Source organism: Nocardioides ganghwensis (assembly GCF_014779655.1).
Classification (GTDB): domain Bacteria; phylum Actinomycetota; class Actinomycetes; order Propionibacteriales; family Nocardioidaceae; genus Nocardioides; species Nocardioides ganghwensis.
In genome coordinates this window covers 39283-54317 of the sequence record NZ_JACXYX010000003.1, presented here as the reverse complement: position 1 = coordinate 54317, position 15035 = coordinate 39283, and the positions used below count along the sequence as shown (strand labels likewise).

Here is a 15035-nt window from a genome sequence, read left to right as displayed (position 1 = left end):
CGTCTGTGACGGGAGAGGAAGTGCCCGGTCAGCGTGATCTCAGGGGGAGGAAGTGCCCGGTCAGCGGGGGTTCTTGCCCTTGTAGCCGCCGCTCTTGCGGTGACCACCGCCCGGACGGCCGCGGAACGGACCGTTGTCGGGCTTGATCTCGATGAGCTTGCCGGAGATCCGGGTGCTCTCGAGGCGCTCGAGGGTGCCGGCGGGCAGGTCGGCGGGCAGCTCCACGACCGAGAAGTCGGGCTTGATCGAGATGTAGCCGAAGTCGCCGCGCGAGAGGCCGCCCTCGTTGGCCAGGGCGCCCACGATCTGGCGCGGCTCGACCTTGTGCCGCTTGCCGACCTCGATGCGGTACGCCGCCATCGGCGCGCCGCTGCGCGACTCGCGCGGCGCCCGGTCAGACTTGCCGCCGTGGGTCGCGCGCTCCTCGAAGGAGCGCTGGCGCGGCTCGGGCTCGGGCTCGAGGAGCAGCGGCTGCTCGCCGTGCATGACCGCGGCGAGCGCGGCGGCCACGTCGACCTCGGCCACGTCGTGCTCGCTGACGTAGTGGGCGACCACGTCGCGGAAGAAGTCGATGCGCTCCGGCTGCGCGAGCGCCTGGGTGATCTGGTCGTCGAAGCGCGAGAGCCGCGTGGCGTTGACGTCGTCGACCGTCGGCAGCTGCATCTGGGTGAGCGGCTGCCTGGTGGCCTTCTCGATCGCGCGGAGCAGGTGGCGCTCGCGCGGGGTGACGAAGGCGATCGAGTCGCCGCTGCGCCCCGCGCGACCCGTACGGCCGATGCGGTGGACGTAGGACTCGGTGTCGGTGGGGATGTCGTAGTTGACGACGTGGCTGATCCGCTCGACGTCGAGGCCGCGGGCCGCGACGTCGGTGGCGACGAGGATGTCGAGCTTGCCGGCCTTGAGCTGGTTGATCGTGCGCTCGCGCTGCACCTGGGCGACGTCGCCGTTGATGGCCATCGCGCTGTAGCCGCGTGCCCGGAGCTTCTCGGCGAGGGTCTCGGTCTCGTTCTTGGTACGGACGAAGACGATCATGCCCTCGAAGTTCTCGACCTCGAGGATGCGCGTGAGGGCGTCGACCTTCTGCGGGTAGGACACGATCAGGTAGCGCTGGGTGATCGAGGAGACCGTCGACGTCTTGTTCTTGACGGTGATCTCGACCGGGTCCTCGAGGTACTTCTTCGAGATGCGGCGGATCTGCGCCGGCATGGTCGCCGAGAACAGCGCCACGTGCTTGTCGTCGGGGGTGTCGGCGAGGATCGTCTCGACGTCCTCCGCGAAGCCCATGTTGAGCATCTCGTCGGCCTCGTCGAGGACGAGGAAGCGCAGCTCGCTGAGGTCGAGGGTGCCCTTCTCGAGGTGGTCCATGATCCGACCCGGCGTGCCGACGACGACGTGGACGCCGCGGCGCAGCGCCGACAGCTGCACGCCGTAGCCCTGGCCGCCGTAGATCGGCAGGACGCGGACGCCCTTCATGTGGGCGGCGTACTTCTCGAACGCCTCCGAGACCTGGATCGCGAGCTCGCGCGTCGGGGCCAGCACGAGGGCCTGCGGGGTCTTCTGCGAGAGGTCGAGGCGCGACAGGATCGGCAGCGCGAAGGCCGCGGTCTTGCCGGTGCCGGTCTGCGCGAGGCCGACCACGTGGCGGCCCTCGAGCAGCGGCGGGATCGTCTGCGCCTGGATCTGCGACGGGGTCTCGTAGCCGACGGCGGCCAGTCCCTTGAGGACCTCGGGGGAGAGGCCGAGGTCGGAGAAGGTCTGCTCGGGCGCTGCGGGGTGCTCGTCGTTCACGCTCCCACGGTAGGGCTTCACGAGGGATTCGGGCATTCCTCGAGCGCCGAATAAGCGCGCGACAGCGGGGCACGTGAGGCAGCACACTCCCCCCATGCCCGAGACGCCCGAGCTCCCCGCGGGACTGACCACCCGCCCGCTCCGCACCAGCGACGCCACCGCGGTCCACCGGCTGATGGCCGCGCAGGAGCTCGAGGACATCGGCGAGGTCGCCATCGAGGAGGCCGACATCGTCAGCGACTGGGCCAAGCCCAGCCACGACCTCGCCGCGCGCTCGATCGGCGTCTGGGACGGCGACACGCTGGTGGCGTACGCCGAGCTGATGGGCGCCGACCGCGCCGACACCTCGGTGCTGCCCAGCCACCGCGGGCGCGGCATCGGCACCTGGCTGGCGCACTGGCTCCAGGACCTCGGGCGTCGCGTCGGCTCCAGCGTCATCGGGATGCCCGTCCCGCAGGGCTCGCCCGGCGACCGCCTGCTCGAGGAGCTCGGCTTCCACGTGCGCTGGACCAGCTGGGTGCTCAAGCTGCCCGCAGGAGCCACCATCCCCGAGCGCGAGCTGCCGGAGGGCTACGTCGTACGCGCTGCCGAGCCGGGCGACATGCGTGCCGCCCACGACGTGCTCGAGGACGCGTTCCTCGAGTGGTCGGTCCGCGACCGCGAGCCCTACGAGGACTTCGAGGCCGCGACCCTGGGCCGGCCCGGCTTCGAGCCGTGGAACCTGCGCGTCGCCGTCGACGGCGACGGGCAGGTCGTCGGCGTCTCCCTCGTCCTGGTCTCCGACAACGGCTCGACCGGGTACGTCGACCGGCTCGCCGTGCGCGCCGACCAGCGACACCGCGGGATCGCGCAGGCGCTGCTGGTCGACTCCTTCGCCCAGGCCCGCGCACACGGCACCACCACCGCCGAGCTCAGCACCGACTCGCGGACCGGCGCCCTCGGCCTCTACCAAAGAGTGGGGATGGTCGCGGAGAGCATCTGGGTCAATCGCGCGATCGATCTGACGTAGACCGCGGAAAGCGCAGCACAGGCTTTCGGTGGCAAAAGATTCCGTCAAAGTGACCGGTCTAGACAGCCTGTTCGTCCGTCAGAAGTTCCCTATCTCTGAACCGTTGATGGCATTAGCATCAACCGACGCCGTTCGGGCGGCGCCACGGCGAGGGCGTGGGGCCCTTGCCTTCGCATCTGTGGGGGTTTGACGTGCAAGAACTACATGCATTGGTCGTCGAGGACGATCCGGACATCTCGTCCGCGCTGGTGGAGACCCTGGAGGGGGCAGGTTTCCGGGTCACCTCGGCGCGCGACGGACGAGCAGCGGTGGGCGTGGCGGCAGCCGATCCGCCGGACCTCGTGACGCTCGACCTGACGCTGCCGCACATGGACGGCATCGAGGTGTGCCGCCGCATCCGGGAGACCAGCGACTGCTACATCGTGATCGTCTCCGCGCGGTCCGACGAGGTGGACAAGCTGATCGGCCTGGAGGTCGGCGCGGACGACTTCGTGCTCAAGCCGTTCTCGCCGCGCGAGCTGCGCGCCCGGGTGGCGGCCCTGTTCCGTCGCCCGCGCTCCGGCGCCTCGGCCGAGGAGGCCGCGGTCCACAACGGGCCGCACGTGCCGAGCCCGTCGCAGCCGGCCGACGAGCCGAGCACGATCAACGCCGGTGGCGGACTGGTCATCAACTCGGCGCGCCGCGAGGTGCAGGTCGACGGCCAGATCGTGGACCTGACGCGCATCGAGTACGACGTCCTCGAGTACCTCGCCACCCACCTCTCCCGGGTCTGCACCCGCGAGGAGATGGTCATGGCGATCTGGAGCAGCGCGCTCACCCACGACCACCACCTCGTGGACGTGCACGTGGCCAACCTGCGCGGCAAGCTGCGCCGGCACTCCGACGCCACGTGGATCCACACGATCCGCGGCATCGGCTACCGGATGGACCGCGAGGACGGTGGCCAGCAGGACCGGCGCGCCGGCGGCGGTCCCTACCTGGTGGCCAGGATCGACTCCGAGGACTGGGCCAGGGGCCTGGACTTCTGACGCTCGGAGAGCGGTCAGCCGACCCCCCGTCGGGGGGTGCTGCACCCAGAACGACCACGCGACCGCCCGCTGCCGCCTAGCATCGGCAGCGGGTGGGTCGTACCCGTCTCGGACGACCCGGTTTGAACCGGGCGCCGTCGGGTACGTGAAGCGTCAACTGGGGAGCAGACGGATGATGAACGCACGGACAGCCGTGGTCGTCGAGGACGACCGCGACGTCGGCGACGCCATCTCCGAGCTCCTCGACCAGGCCGGCTTCGACGTCGTCGTCGCGCACACCGGCGCCGAGGCGCTGGCCGTCATCAGCGAGGTACAGCCCGACCTGGTGACGCTCGACCTCACGCTGCCCGACATCGACGGGGTCGAGGTGTGCCGCCGGATCCGGACGACGAGCGACTGCTACGTCATCGTGGTGAGCGGCCGTACGGCCGAGGTCGACCGCCTGGTCGGCCTCGAGGTCGGTGCCGACGACTACCTCGTCAAGCCGTTCTCGATGCGTGAGCTGCAGGCGAGGGTGGCGGCGCTGTTCCGCCGCCCGCGCAGCACGGACCTCCTCGGTGCCGGTCAGGCCTCCGCGCGCACCGTCGCGGCCCCCGTCCCCCCGGCTGACCCGACGAACGCGCTCGGCTGCAGCGACCTGACCCTCGACCGCGGCGCCCGCGAGGTCCTCGTCTCCGGCGCGGAGGTCGGCCTGACCCGCACCGAGTTCGACCTGCTGGCCCACCTCGTCAGCAACCCCGGCGTGGTCGTGGCCCGCGAGGACCTGATGCGCGCGGTGTGGGCGAGCGAGTTCGTCCCCGACAGCACCCACGTCGTCGACGTGCACCTGGCCAACCTGCGCCGCAAGCTGCGCCGGGCCGCCTCGAGCAACCAGTGGATCCGGACGATCCGCGGGGTCGGGTTCCGCTTCGACCCCTGCTGCTCCTGACCCAGGGCGACCGACGCGCGTCGACCTGCGGCGCGCCGGACGACCAGAAGTCGCACGAGCGCGCGCTGTCACGCTCGACCCCGTACGCCGCGCGGAGGTTGTGGTCGTCCGACACGCCGCGCCGGCGGGCTGGCGGGGACGCCCGACCGGTCCGTCCTCAGCGAGCGGACTCGCGCAGCGTCGCCCCCCGGGCGCCCCGTACGGTCATCGACGCGCTGAGCAGGGCGACCGCACCGAAGACGGCCGCCGCGAGCAGCGCGAGCACGACGAGGCGCAGCGGCGAGATCGTCGCCACCAGTGCGGGCGTCGCCAGCCCCTCGGCGTAGCCCAGCGTGATCGTGCGCAGCACGACCCACTGCGCCAGCGAGCCCGCCAGGATGCCGGCGATCGCGGCCCCGCCCAGCACCACGGCCAGCTCGCGCACGACCGCCCCCATCACCGACGAGCGGGGTACGCCGACCACCCGCAGGGCCGCGGCGTCGCGGCGGCGGGCGGGCAGCTGGACGGCGGCGCTGACGAACAGCCCGGCGAGCGCCATCAGCAGCACCAGCGCGGCGACCACGGCGTACAGCCGCAGCGCCAGCGCGTACGCGCTCTGGTCGAGGACGCGCCGCTCCTGGGCGAGGGTGGTCTCGATCGTGAGCCCGGCCGCGGAGAGGGCGTCGGTGATCCCGGCCGGGGCCCCCTCGCGCTGGAGCACCCGGGTGTCGAGGTTGCTGTTGTAGACGGGTCGGTCGGTGATGAAGGACGAGTAGTCGACCAGCAGGCCGGACGGCCCGGTGAACGGCATGCCCTCGACGGCTCCGACGCCACCGATCGGGTCGACCCGGACCAGGCCGAAGCCCTCCTCGAGCTTGGCGAGGGCCGTCTGCTGCACCTTGGGGCCGGCGAGGGCCGGACGCTGCTCGACGATGCCGCCGGCGGTGAGGCGCGCCATGCCGACGGAGTCACCCGTGTCGACGGTCATCTCGAGCGTCCCGTCGACCTCGCGGAGGTCGGTGATCGAGGAGCGTACGGCCGGGTCGGGGGTCGCGACCCAGTGCGCTCCCTCGATCGCGCCGGGCACCGGCTGACCGTCGACCAGGACCTCGGTCACGGCGAGATCGCCGGTCATCGCCGTGTTGGTGCCGGCTCCGCCGCCGAGGGTCATCCCCTCGATCGGGCACGGGAGCTCGCGGCACCACGGCACCCTGGCCGACCGCGTCGACTCACCGGGACCGAAGGGCCCCAGGTAGACCTTCAGCGGGATGCCGTCGCGGCGACCGAAGCGGACCTCGAGGGCGAGCGGCTTGTCGCTCGCCACGCGGCTGTCGACGGTGACCGAGATCCGCCTGCCGGAGAACGTGGGCACCTCGCCCGGCGGGGCGATGTCCGCGGCGACCTGCTCGACGTCGCGTCCCGGGGTCCACGTCGGCGGCCAGGTCGCCACCCGGGCGAGCCGGCTGCTGTCGACCACGGAGAAGTGCGCGCCCGGGTTGAGCACGGAGCCCGCGGCCATCACCCACTCCCCCTGGGGGTCGATGCTCCGGGTGAGCTCCAGCGTCTCGGCATAGCTCACCGGCGAGTGCCAGGTGGTGTGGGCGGGCGAGACCGTCGCCGCGACGCTGGTGCGCCACGCGGCGGCGGAGTCGTAGACGCCGGCACCGAAGACCGAGACCGCGATGGCGGCGGTGATCGGCAGGATGATGAGCGTGCCCTCCTGCCGCCGCGAGATCGCGCGCGAGGAGACGAAGCCGCTGAGCGAGCGGCCCCGCGAGCGACGGGTCCACCAGGTGGCGAGGGCGGCCGTGAGCCGGGTGGCGGCGAGGCCGGCGACGACCGCGAGCAGCACGGGCAGCAGGAGGTCGGTGACGTCCGGGTCGCCTCCGTCGGTGTCGGACAGCTTGCTCAGCAGCACCGCCGCGGCGAGGGCGACGAGCGTGAGCTGGGCGATCACCGACCAGCGGCGGGCCGCCACGGGACGTCGTACGCCGGCGAGCTGGGACGCGAGGGACTCGCGGACCACCAGCCCGATGGCCACGCAGGCGACGGCGAGGGCGGCGAGCAGCACGAGGCCCGCGGCGACCCAGCTCGTCGCCACGACGGGCAGCGGCAGGCCCGGCACCAGCCAGGCGCGGACCAGCAGCAGGCTGCTGCCGAGGCCGAGGGCGATGCCGACCGGGGCGGAGATGACGAGGATGGTCAGCGGCTCGGCGAGGCCGAGTCCCCAGAGCCGCCGCGAGGTGACCCCGCGCAGGGAGGCCAGCGCGAGCTCCGGCACGCGCAGCTCGGTGGCGGCGTTGAGCAGGCGCATGAGCAGCGCCAGCGCGACCAGCACGAGCGACAGCACCGCGGGGGCGATGGAGCTGCGGGCGGTGTCCTGCTGGGTGCGGACCTCGTCGAGCACCGCGGCGAGGTCGTTGGTGCCGTCGTCGCGCAGCGTGCCGCCCTCGACCTCGACCGCCTGGTCGTCGGGGATGGTCGCCGCGGAGCGTGCGGCCACCGAGAGCTCGGCCGGGGTGATGTCGGCGGGCACGTCGAGGAAGGTGTCGACGCGGACCGTCCAGCCGCCCATGGCCTCCACGGTCGCGGGCGTCGTGATGACCGGCCCCGGCGAGTACGGCGTGTAGCCGCCGCCGGGCCTGTCGCTGACCGCCTCGTTGGTGGACGTCAGCCGCTGCGGGAGCAGCCACTCGGTCGCGTCGGTGGGCGTGGCGTACGTGCCGACCACGGTCACCGTCGTGAGGCCCGGCCGGGGCAGCCCGAGGGCCGTCAGGGCGGGAGGTTCGAAGCCGACGAGCTCGAGCGGCTCGCCGATGACCGCGTCCTGCTGCTCGGCGGCCTTCTCGAGCAGCAGCACCTCGCCGTCGCGCTCGGGACAGCGGCCGGTGACCTCCAGCGCCTCGCAGGCGCCGTCACGGGCCCAGAACTCCACGGCGCCGCGCAGCGCCATGACCCGCTCGGACTGCACGATCCCGACGGACTGCCCCCAGGGGCCGTCGTTGAGCGACTCGGTGCCGGCCACGGCCCGCGCGACCGCGTCGGTGCTGCTCGTCGCGGAGTCCGGGGTGAAGATCCGGCTCAGCCCCGTCAGGGCCGGGGGCGCCTCCCGCAGCCGGGTGACGACGTAGGAGTTGGTGACCGCGGCGGCGAAGATCGGGCCCAGCACCGCAGAGGCGACGGCGAGGGCGGTGAGCAGCACCGAGCCCGCACTGAGGAGGGCCCGCGCGCGCAGGCCGCGCAGGATGGCACCGAAGAGCGAGGTCATCGTTCCTCCTCGCGCAGCAGGCTGGGTCGCGTGGCGGCGGAGCGTACGGCGCGTGCCCGTCCGCCGACGACCACGACCGCGGCGGCGGAGACCAGGGCGGGGATCGCGAGCGGCCAGGCGTGCGGGGCCGTGTCGAGGGCCAGCCCGGCGACCGGGATCGACAGGAGCGGCAGGCCGTCGAGCAGCAGGGTCACCGCGAGCCACCCTCCGGCGACGACGCCGGCGAGCACGAGGGTCGTCAGGCTCACCAGCTCGGCGCGGCCGGCGCGGCGGACGGTGCCGGTGGAGATGCCGAGGACCCGCAGGGACGCGACGTCGCGGCGGTAGTCGCGGCGGTGCCGCGCGACGCCGGCCCCCAGGGCGAGGAGCGCGACCAGGGCGCAGGCGAGCGCGGTGAGGGCGTACGCCACGGACTGGGCGCCGCCGAACCGCTCCCCGAGCGACTCCCGGACCGCCTGCCTGGTCCGCCACTCGGTGCCGGTGGCCGCGGCGACCTCGTCGAGCACCGACGCCGGTGTGCCGGGGGCCGCGACGATCTGGACCTCGGCGGACGGGACCGTCGGGTCGGAGCCGACAGCGGACGTACGGATGTCGGCGAGGGTCCCGACGGTGCCGACCAGCGGCATCGACCTGGCCACGCCGAGCACCTCGGTGGTGCGGTCGTCGCCACCCAGGTCGAGCGCCTGGGGTGCGTCCTGGCCGGCGACCAGCACCGGGATGCCGGAACCGCCCCGGTCAGGCGCGAGGCGGAGCGCGGCGCCCCCCGGCAGGAGGGCGACCTGGAGCCCGTCTGCGCGGTTGACGACGAGGACGGCGGGGGGCTCCCAGTTGCGGAAGAAGTTGGTGTTCGTCGCGGCCTCCACCGACGCCCGGTCCGGCACCCAGGACTGGGCGAGGAGGTCCTTGTCGCCCAGGTCGAGCTGGTCGAGCAGGACCACGAAGTCGCTGCCGTCGATGACGCCGCGGGTGTCGCGTGCGACGTCCAGCCCGGTGATGCTGCAGCCGCGCGCACAGTCGCGCAGCCGCACCGACCGGGTGACCGCACGACCGTCCTGCGGCACCTCGCTCCGCACCGCGACCGCGCCGGACACGTTGCGGGTCGTGACATAGCTGAGGGTGAGCTCGGCGATCCCGCCCCCGACGCGTACGTCCTCCCCGTCGGGCCCGCGGAACGTCCGCACCGGAGGGACCTCGAGGCCCGAGACGGTCACGGTGAGCCGGTCGCCGGCGACCTGGACCGGGGCGAGCCCGGTGTCGAGGCGGGCGACCGCGTCGGAGGCAGCACGCGCGGGCGTGTCGTCGTAGAAGTCGCCGACGACGGCGTCCCAGCGCGCGGCGTCGACGTACGCCCGGCGCTCGGGCAGCCGGGTCTCGTTGCGGACGATGGCGGCGGCGAGGAGGTGGCGACCCTCGGGGTCGGCGCTCTCGGTCAGGTCCACGGCGCCCATGGCGCCCAGCTCGCTCGCGTCGATGGTCCTGGCGCCGGGCACCTCGACGGCGGCCTGCTCGTCGGTCCACCCGCTGACGGCGACCGCGCCGCTGAGCGCGAGCGAGCCCACGACGGCGGCCGCGACGACCAGGCGGATGGGCGTGACGAGGTCGTCCGCGCGGGCGAGGCGGCGGGCGGCCAGGAACGCGCCGAGGCCGCGTCGCTCGGTGGCCGGGGTGAGCCCCCGGGCGGCGAGCCGGACCACCCAGATCGCGACCTGGCCGAGCGCCAGGCCGACGAGGGCCGGGCCGAGGAGGACGACGAGGTCGGGCGCGCCGTCGCTCTGGCGGCTGCGGTAGGCGGCGACGCCGGCCCCGACGAGCACCAGGACGCTCAGGAAGACGGCGAGGGTCGTGGCCCGGCGCGGTCGGCGGCGGGCCGAGACCTGGACCGCGAGCGGCTCGCGCAGCGCGGCTCCCGCCGAGAGCCCGACGATGACGAGCCCGGCGGCGGCGATGGCGGCAGTGGCCAGCAGGGCCGGCCGACCGATCGCGGGTGCGGCCTCGTCGAGCCACGTGGCCGTGGCGAACAGCGTCCCGGCGGCTCCGAGCGCCAGGCCGAGCACGGCTCCGAGTGCGATCGCGAGCAGGGGCTCGACCAGCAGGAACCGCCACAGGCGGGCGCCGTGGATGCCGCGGAGCCGGGCCAGGCCGATCTCCTCGCGGCGCGCGACCGCGAGCTCGGCGCCGATGCTGGGCACCGCCACCGCACCCAGCAGGAGCAGGGGTGCGGCGAGCCACGGCGAGGTGCCGGCGGCCTCGGCGAACTGGAGGACGGTGACGGCGCCGCCGACGACCACCACGGTCATCAGGACCAGGGTCGCCAGCGCACCTCGGCGGCTCCAGGCGCCCCGGAGGACACGGCTCAACGGACGACCCGCCCCTCGTCGAGCGCGATGTGGAGGTCGCACGCCTCGACGACGGCGGGGTCGTGGGTGGCGACGACGACGACGGCTCCGCGAGCCGCCTCCTCGCGCAGCTCGGCGAGGACCACGCCGCGGTTGCCCTCGTCGAGCTCGGAGGTCGGCTCGTCGGCGAGCAGGACCTCGGCACCGACCACGAACCCTCGGGCGCAGGCGACGCGCTGCATCTGGCCGCCGGAGAGCTCCTCGACCTGGCGCTCGCCGAGGTCGGCGATGCCGAACCGGGCCAGCGCGGCCTCGGCGGCCTCGTCGGCGTCGGCGGGGGCGACGCCGCGGGCGCGCAGCGCGATGGAGACGTTCTCCCGGGCCGAGAGGATGGGGACGAGGCCGTAGACCTGGAGGACGAACGCGACCTCGGGCAGCGGGTCGCCGCTGCCGGTCCACATCTCCCGCCCGTCGAGCTCCGCGGTGCCGGAGGTCGCCTGGAGCAGGCCTCCCGCGATGGAGAGCAGGGTGGTCTTGCCCGACCCGCTGGGTCCCGACAGCGCGGTGACCTTGCCGGCCGGGAAGGTGACGCTCACGTCGTCGAGCAGCGTGCGGCCGTTGACGTAGGTGATCGAGTCGAGCCTGAGCTCGGTCATGCCGGGGTCCCTGCGGCGTTGTTCGGGGGAGCGCAGCGGAGGAGGAGACCGTCGTGGGGTGGGTTCATGGAGTGCTGCTTCCTTCGCTGCTCGCGCGGGTCACGATGATGCGGCCCTGCTCGTCGTCCTCGAACCGGACGAGCGTGCCCGGCGGCCACTCCGCGGCGATGTGGCCCGGCAGGTGCAGCACGCCGTCCTCGCCCACCACGGCGTACTCGGACCCGCCGTGGCCCTCGGCGCCGACGCGACCGCCCTTCATCGTCACCGTGCGCGGGAAGGTCGCGGCGACCTCCGGCTGGTGGGTGACCACGACGATCGTGGTGCCGAAGTCGTCGCCGAGGGAGTGGATCAGGTGCAGCACGTGGTCGCGGTCGGCGTGGCTGAGCTGGCTGGTCGGCTCGTCGGCGAGGAGCAGCCGCGGCGAGGTCGACACCGCGCACGCGAGGGCCAGTCGCTGGCGCTGGCCGCCGGACATGGTGGAGACGACCTGGTCGGCCTGGTCGAGCAGCCCCACCCGGTCGAGCAGCTCGACGTCGGGGATGCCCTGCTCGCGCGCCCCGGTGGAGAGCGACAGCCGCGCGAAGGCGATGTTCTGGCGGGCGGTGGCGTAGGGCAGCAGGTTGCGGGTGGCGCCCTGGAGCATCGTGGAGACCTGGCGGGAGCGGATCCGGGCGAGGTAGCGCTCGCCCATCCGGGAGACCTCCTCCTCGCCGAGGTAGATCTTGCCGGCACTGGGCTTCTGGATGCCGCCGAGGAGGGCCAGCAGGGTCGACTTGCCGGAGCCGCTGGGGCCCAGGAAGGCGACGCGCTCCCCCGGCCGGATGGTCAGGTCGACGCCGCGCAGCGCGACGACGTCGTGCCCGCCGAAGGTCTTGTAGAGGTGCACGACCCCCTCGCAGCGGATGCCAAGCCCCCCGGTGCGGGTCTCCTCGACCGCGGTCGCGCTCTCCCGCACGATGCCCCCAACTCTCTCGAACAAGGGGTTCAACATACATAAACCGCAGTACGTTGAACGCATGGTGATTCGAGTCGCGCTCGTCAACGACGACGAGGTCGTCGTCCGCGGCCTCGACGCGATGATGCGCAGCTACGGCCACCGGGTCGAGGTCGTCGAGCTGGTGGCCGGCAAGCCGGTCGGCCAGCCGGTCGACGTCGCCCTCTACGACACCTTCGGGATGGGCCAGGGCAACGGCCCCGCGGTGCAGCACCTCGTCCAGAACGCCCAGGTCCGCACGGTCGCGGTCTACACGTGGAACTTCCAGCCGTGGCTGACCCGCGACACCCTCAGCCAGGGCGTGCGCGGCTACCTCTCCAAGAGCCTCCCGGCCGCCCGCCTCGTCGACGCGCTGTGCGCGATCGCCGCCGGCCAGCTGGTGGTCTCGCCCTCACGCGGGCGCTCCGCACTCGTCGGCGGCGACTGGCCCGGCCGCGAGGAGGGCCTCACCGCCCGCGAGGCCGAGGTGCTGTCGCTGATCACCATGGGCCTGAGCAACCAGGAGATCGCCGAGCGCACCCTGCTGTCGCTCAACTCGATCAAGTCCTACATCCGCTCGGCCTACCGCAAGATCGGCGTCGACTCGCGGTCCAAGGCCGTGCTGTGGGGCGTCGAGCACGGCATGCGTGCCGACCGGGTCCGGATCAACGGCTCGCCCGCCCGCGAGTGACCGCCCAGTAACCAGCCTCGCCCCCGCGTCGTTGACCTCCCGAGCCCCTCAGGAGGTACGCCGTGCCGCACCCGTCCCGCCCCACTCCCCGCGGACCCGTCCGCGCGTCCGTCGCCGCGCTCGCCCTCGGCCTGCTGGCCGCGCTGCTCGCAGTCGGGCCGACGCCCGGGACCGCGGCGCCCCAGGCCGACCGCGGCGGCAAGGTGCGCATCCAGGTCCTCTCCAACCGCGCCGACCTCGTCTCCGGCGGCGACGTGCTCGTGCGCATCACCGCGCCGCGGAGGGCCGGCCGGCTCCGGGTCACCCTCGACGGCCGCGACGTGTCGCGGAAGTTCCGACACCGCTCGACCGTGCTGTTGAAGGGCCTGGACAACGGCCGCAACGTGCTGCGGGCCCGGGCCGGCGAGGCGCGACCCGACAAGGTCGTCATCACCAACCACCGCAACGGCGGTCCCGTGCTCAGCGGCCCGGTCGCCGCGGCGTACGACTGCCAGGACACCGCCCGCGACGCGCTGTGCAACGAGCCGGCGACGTACTCCTTCCTCTACAAGCCGGTCGGGCGCGCGGCGCTCGAGCCGTACGACCCGGCCGCCCCGGCGAGCGACGTCGACACCGCGACCACCGACCAGGGCAGGACCGTGCCGTTCGTCGTGCGGCGCGAGGACGGCTACCAGGACCGTGACCGCTACACGATCCTCACGCTCTTCACCCCCGGCAAGCGGTGGACGGCCTGGAAGCCGCAGAGGCAGTGGAACCGCAAGGTGCTCATCACCCACGGCGGCGGCTGCGGGGCGAGCTACGCCCCGGCCGAGCCGCCGCTCGACGACGCGTCGGGCACCCTCGACGCGATCCCGGTGCCGCTGCTGGAGAACTCGTACGTCGAGGCGCTGCGCCGCGGCTTCGCGGTCATGTCGACCGCGCTGGCCAACACCGGCCACAACTGCAACGTCGCCCACAACGCCGAGTCGCTGATGATGGCCAAGGAGCGACTCGTGGAGCAGTACGGCACGATCCGCTACACGATCGGCACCGGCTGCAGCGGCGGGTCGGTCGCGCAGCAGACGGTCGCCAACGCGTACCCCGGCATCTACCAGGGGCTGGTGACGACCTGCTCCTACCCGGACGTGATGAGCCCCGGCTCGCAGTTCGCCGACTACCACCTCATGCGGGGCTACTTCGAGAACCCGCAGGAGTGGGGCCCCGGCGTCGTGTGGTCCCCCACGCAGGTCGCCGACGTCGAGGGCCACCTCACGCCGGTCAACGCGGTCACCGCCGACGAGGGGCTCTTCAAGAGCGCGATCAACCCCGAGCACCCGTGCCCGGGGATCCCCGAACCGGTCGCCGGCGACCCCCGCACCCGCTTCGACTCCGAGACCAACCCGGGCGGGGTGCGCTGCGACATCCTCACGCTGATGCGCAACCAGCTCGGCCCGCGCCCGCAGTCGGTCTGGAGCGCGCAGGAGCAGGCGGCGGGTCGCGGCTTCGCCGGCCTGCCGTTCGGCAACGCCGGCGTCCAGTACGGGCTCGAGGCGCTGGAGGCCGGCCGGATCACGCCCGAGCAGTTCGTCGACCTCAACGAGAAGATCGGCGGGCTCGACGTCAACGCCGACCCGATCGCCGCGCGCACGGCCGGTGACCCGGCGTCGATCGCCAACGCCTACCGCACCGGACTGCTCAACGAGTTCAGCAACACCAGCGGCGTCGCGATGATCAACCACGCCGGGCCCGACCCGGGCATCGCCCACGACTACGCGCACGCCGTGTGGAGCCACCTGCGGCTCCAGCGCTCGCAGGGCCACACCGACAACCGCGTCGAGTGGTTCGGGCCGACCCCGCTGCTCGGCGACGTGCGGTGGCCCACCGAGGCGTTCATCGCGATGGACCGGTGGCTGGCCCGCGTCGAGGAGGACGACCGGAAGGTGCCGCTGGCCCAGAAGGTCGTCGAGGGCAGGCCCGCGTCGCTGCAGGACCGCTGCCTCGCCGACGGCGTGCCGGGCGTGGTGTGCCGCGCGGACCTCGCGACCACAAACCTCTCCACGCCGCGCCAGGAGGCGGGCGGCCCCGCGGCCAACGACGTCCTCGCCTGCCGGCTCCAGCCGCTGGACCGCTCGTCCTACCGGCTGCCCGGCGGGCTGCCGGTGCCGTTCACGGACGCCCAGTGGAGCCGCCTGCAGGCCGTGTTCGCCGACGGCGTGTGCGACTGGGCGCGGCCGGGCATCGGCCAGGGTCCGGCGCGGACCTGGCTGGAGTACGGCACGGCACGGCGCGCGACGTACGGCGGGGCGGAGCTGCCCCGCACGCCGAGGGACTCGGGCCTCGGGTGGTTCGGCCGGTCGTTCCGGCCTTTGTGGCGGGAGTGAGTCGCGGCCGTACCCTGCT

The 15035-nt window shown here is 73.5% G+C and carries 10 protein-coding genes; 5 read left to right on the top strand and 5 right to left on the bottom strand.

Annotation, left to right across the window (positions count from 1 at the left end):
• Positions 1-60: 60 nt before the first annotated feature.
• Positions 61-1788, bottom strand: coding sequence for a DEAD/DEAH box helicase (locus IEZ24_RS04295; RefSeq protein ID WP_242498347.1), 1728 nt, complete (start codon positions 1786-1788; stop codon positions 61-63).
• Between the two features lie 94 nt (positions 1789-1882).
• On the opposite strand from IEZ24_RS04295, the gene IEZ24_RS04290 reads away from it, so the two are divergent.
• The 3 genes from IEZ24_RS04290 to IEZ24_RS04280 all read left to right on the top strand — a co-directional run bounded on the left by IEZ24_RS04290 (position 1883) and on the right by IEZ24_RS04280 (position 4753).
• Complete coding sequence (locus IEZ24_RS04290; protein ID WP_129453177.1) at positions 1883-2797, top strand: GNAT family N-acetyltransferase; 915 nt, start codon at positions 1883-1885, stop codon at positions 2795-2797.
• A gap of 191 nt (positions 2798-2988) precedes the next feature.
• Complete coding sequence (locus IEZ24_RS04285; protein ID WP_207206669.1) at positions 2989-3825, top strand: response regulator transcription factor; 837 nt, start codon at positions 2989-2991, stop codon at positions 3823-3825.
• A gap of 175 nt (positions 3826-4000) precedes the next feature.
• Positions 4001-4753, top strand: a complete 753-nt coding sequence (locus IEZ24_RS04280; protein WP_224744851.1) for a response regulator transcription factor — start codon at positions 4001-4003, stop codon at positions 4751-4753.
• Between the two features lie 157 nt (positions 4754-4910).
• Here IEZ24_RS04280 and IEZ24_RS04275 read toward each other — a convergent pair whose 3' ends face one another.
• The 4 genes from IEZ24_RS04275 to IEZ24_RS04260 all read right to left on the bottom strand — a co-directional run bounded on the left by IEZ24_RS04275 (position 4911) and on the right by IEZ24_RS04260 (position 11971).
• Positions 4911-8000: an FtsX-like permease family protein gene (locus IEZ24_RS04275; RefSeq protein WP_129453180.1), complete on the bottom strand. Its 3090-nt coding sequence runs from the start codon at positions 7998-8000 to the stop codon at positions 4911-4913.
• Positions 7997-10297, bottom strand: coding sequence for a hypothetical protein (locus tag IEZ24_RS04270; protein WP_129453181.1), 2301 nt, complete (start codon positions 10295-10297; stop codon positions 7997-7999). Before IEZ24_RS04270 ends, IEZ24_RS04275 begins: the two co-directional genes overlap by 4 nt.
• A 56-nt stretch (positions 10298-10353) precedes the next feature.
• Positions 10354-10992, bottom strand: coding sequence for an ATP-binding cassette domain-containing protein (locus IEZ24_RS04265; protein ID WP_129453182.1), 639 nt, complete (start codon positions 10990-10992; stop codon positions 10354-10356).
• Positions 10993-11056: 64 nt separating this feature from the next.
• Positions 11057-11971: an ABC transporter ATP-binding protein gene (locus IEZ24_RS04260; protein WP_224744850.1), complete on the bottom strand. Its 915-nt coding sequence runs from the start codon at positions 11969-11971 to the stop codon at positions 11057-11059.
• Between the two features lie 37 nt (positions 11972-12008).
• On the opposite strand from IEZ24_RS04260, the gene IEZ24_RS04255 reads away from it, so the two are divergent.
• Positions 12009-12656 (top strand): response regulator transcription factor, encoded by a 648-nt coding sequence (locus IEZ24_RS04255; protein WP_129453184.1) that lies wholly within the window; start codon positions 12009-12011, stop codon positions 12654-12656.
• Positions 12657-12718: 62 nt separating this feature from the next.
• Positions 12719-15016, top strand: a complete 2298-nt coding sequence (locus tag IEZ24_RS04250) for a DUF6351 family protein (RefSeq protein WP_129453185.1) — start codon at positions 12719-12721, stop codon at positions 15014-15016.
• The last annotated feature ends 19 nt before the right edge of the window (positions 15017-15035 follow it).

What these genes read in the sequence shown, in the direction of transcription:
- IEZ24_RS04290 (WP_129453177.1), top strand. Translation starts at nt 1,883, where the DNA reads ATGCCCGAGACGCCCGAGCTCCCCGCGGGACTGACCACCCGCCCGCTC.
- IEZ24_RS04280 (WP_224744851.1), top strand. Translation starts at nt 4,001, where the DNA reads ATGAACGCACGGACAGCCGTGGTCGTCGAGGACGACCGCGACGTCGGC.
- IEZ24_RS04275 (WP_129453180.1), bottom strand. Translation starts at nt 8,000, where the DNA reads ATGACCTCGCTCTTCGGTGCCATCCTGCGCGGCCTGCGCGCGCGGGCC.
- IEZ24_RS04270 (WP_129453181.1), bottom strand. Translation starts at nt 10,297, where the DNA reads ATGACCGTGGTGGTCGTCGGCGGCGCCGTCACCGTCCTCCAGTTCGCC.
- IEZ24_RS04265 (WP_129453182.1), bottom strand. Translation starts at nt 10,992, where the DNA reads ATGACCGAGCTCAGGCTCGACTCGATCACCTACGTCAACGGCCGCACG.
- IEZ24_RS04255 (WP_129453184.1), top strand. Translation starts at nt 12,009, where the DNA reads ATGGTGATTCGAGTCGCGCTCGTCAACGACGACGAGGTCGTCGTCCGC.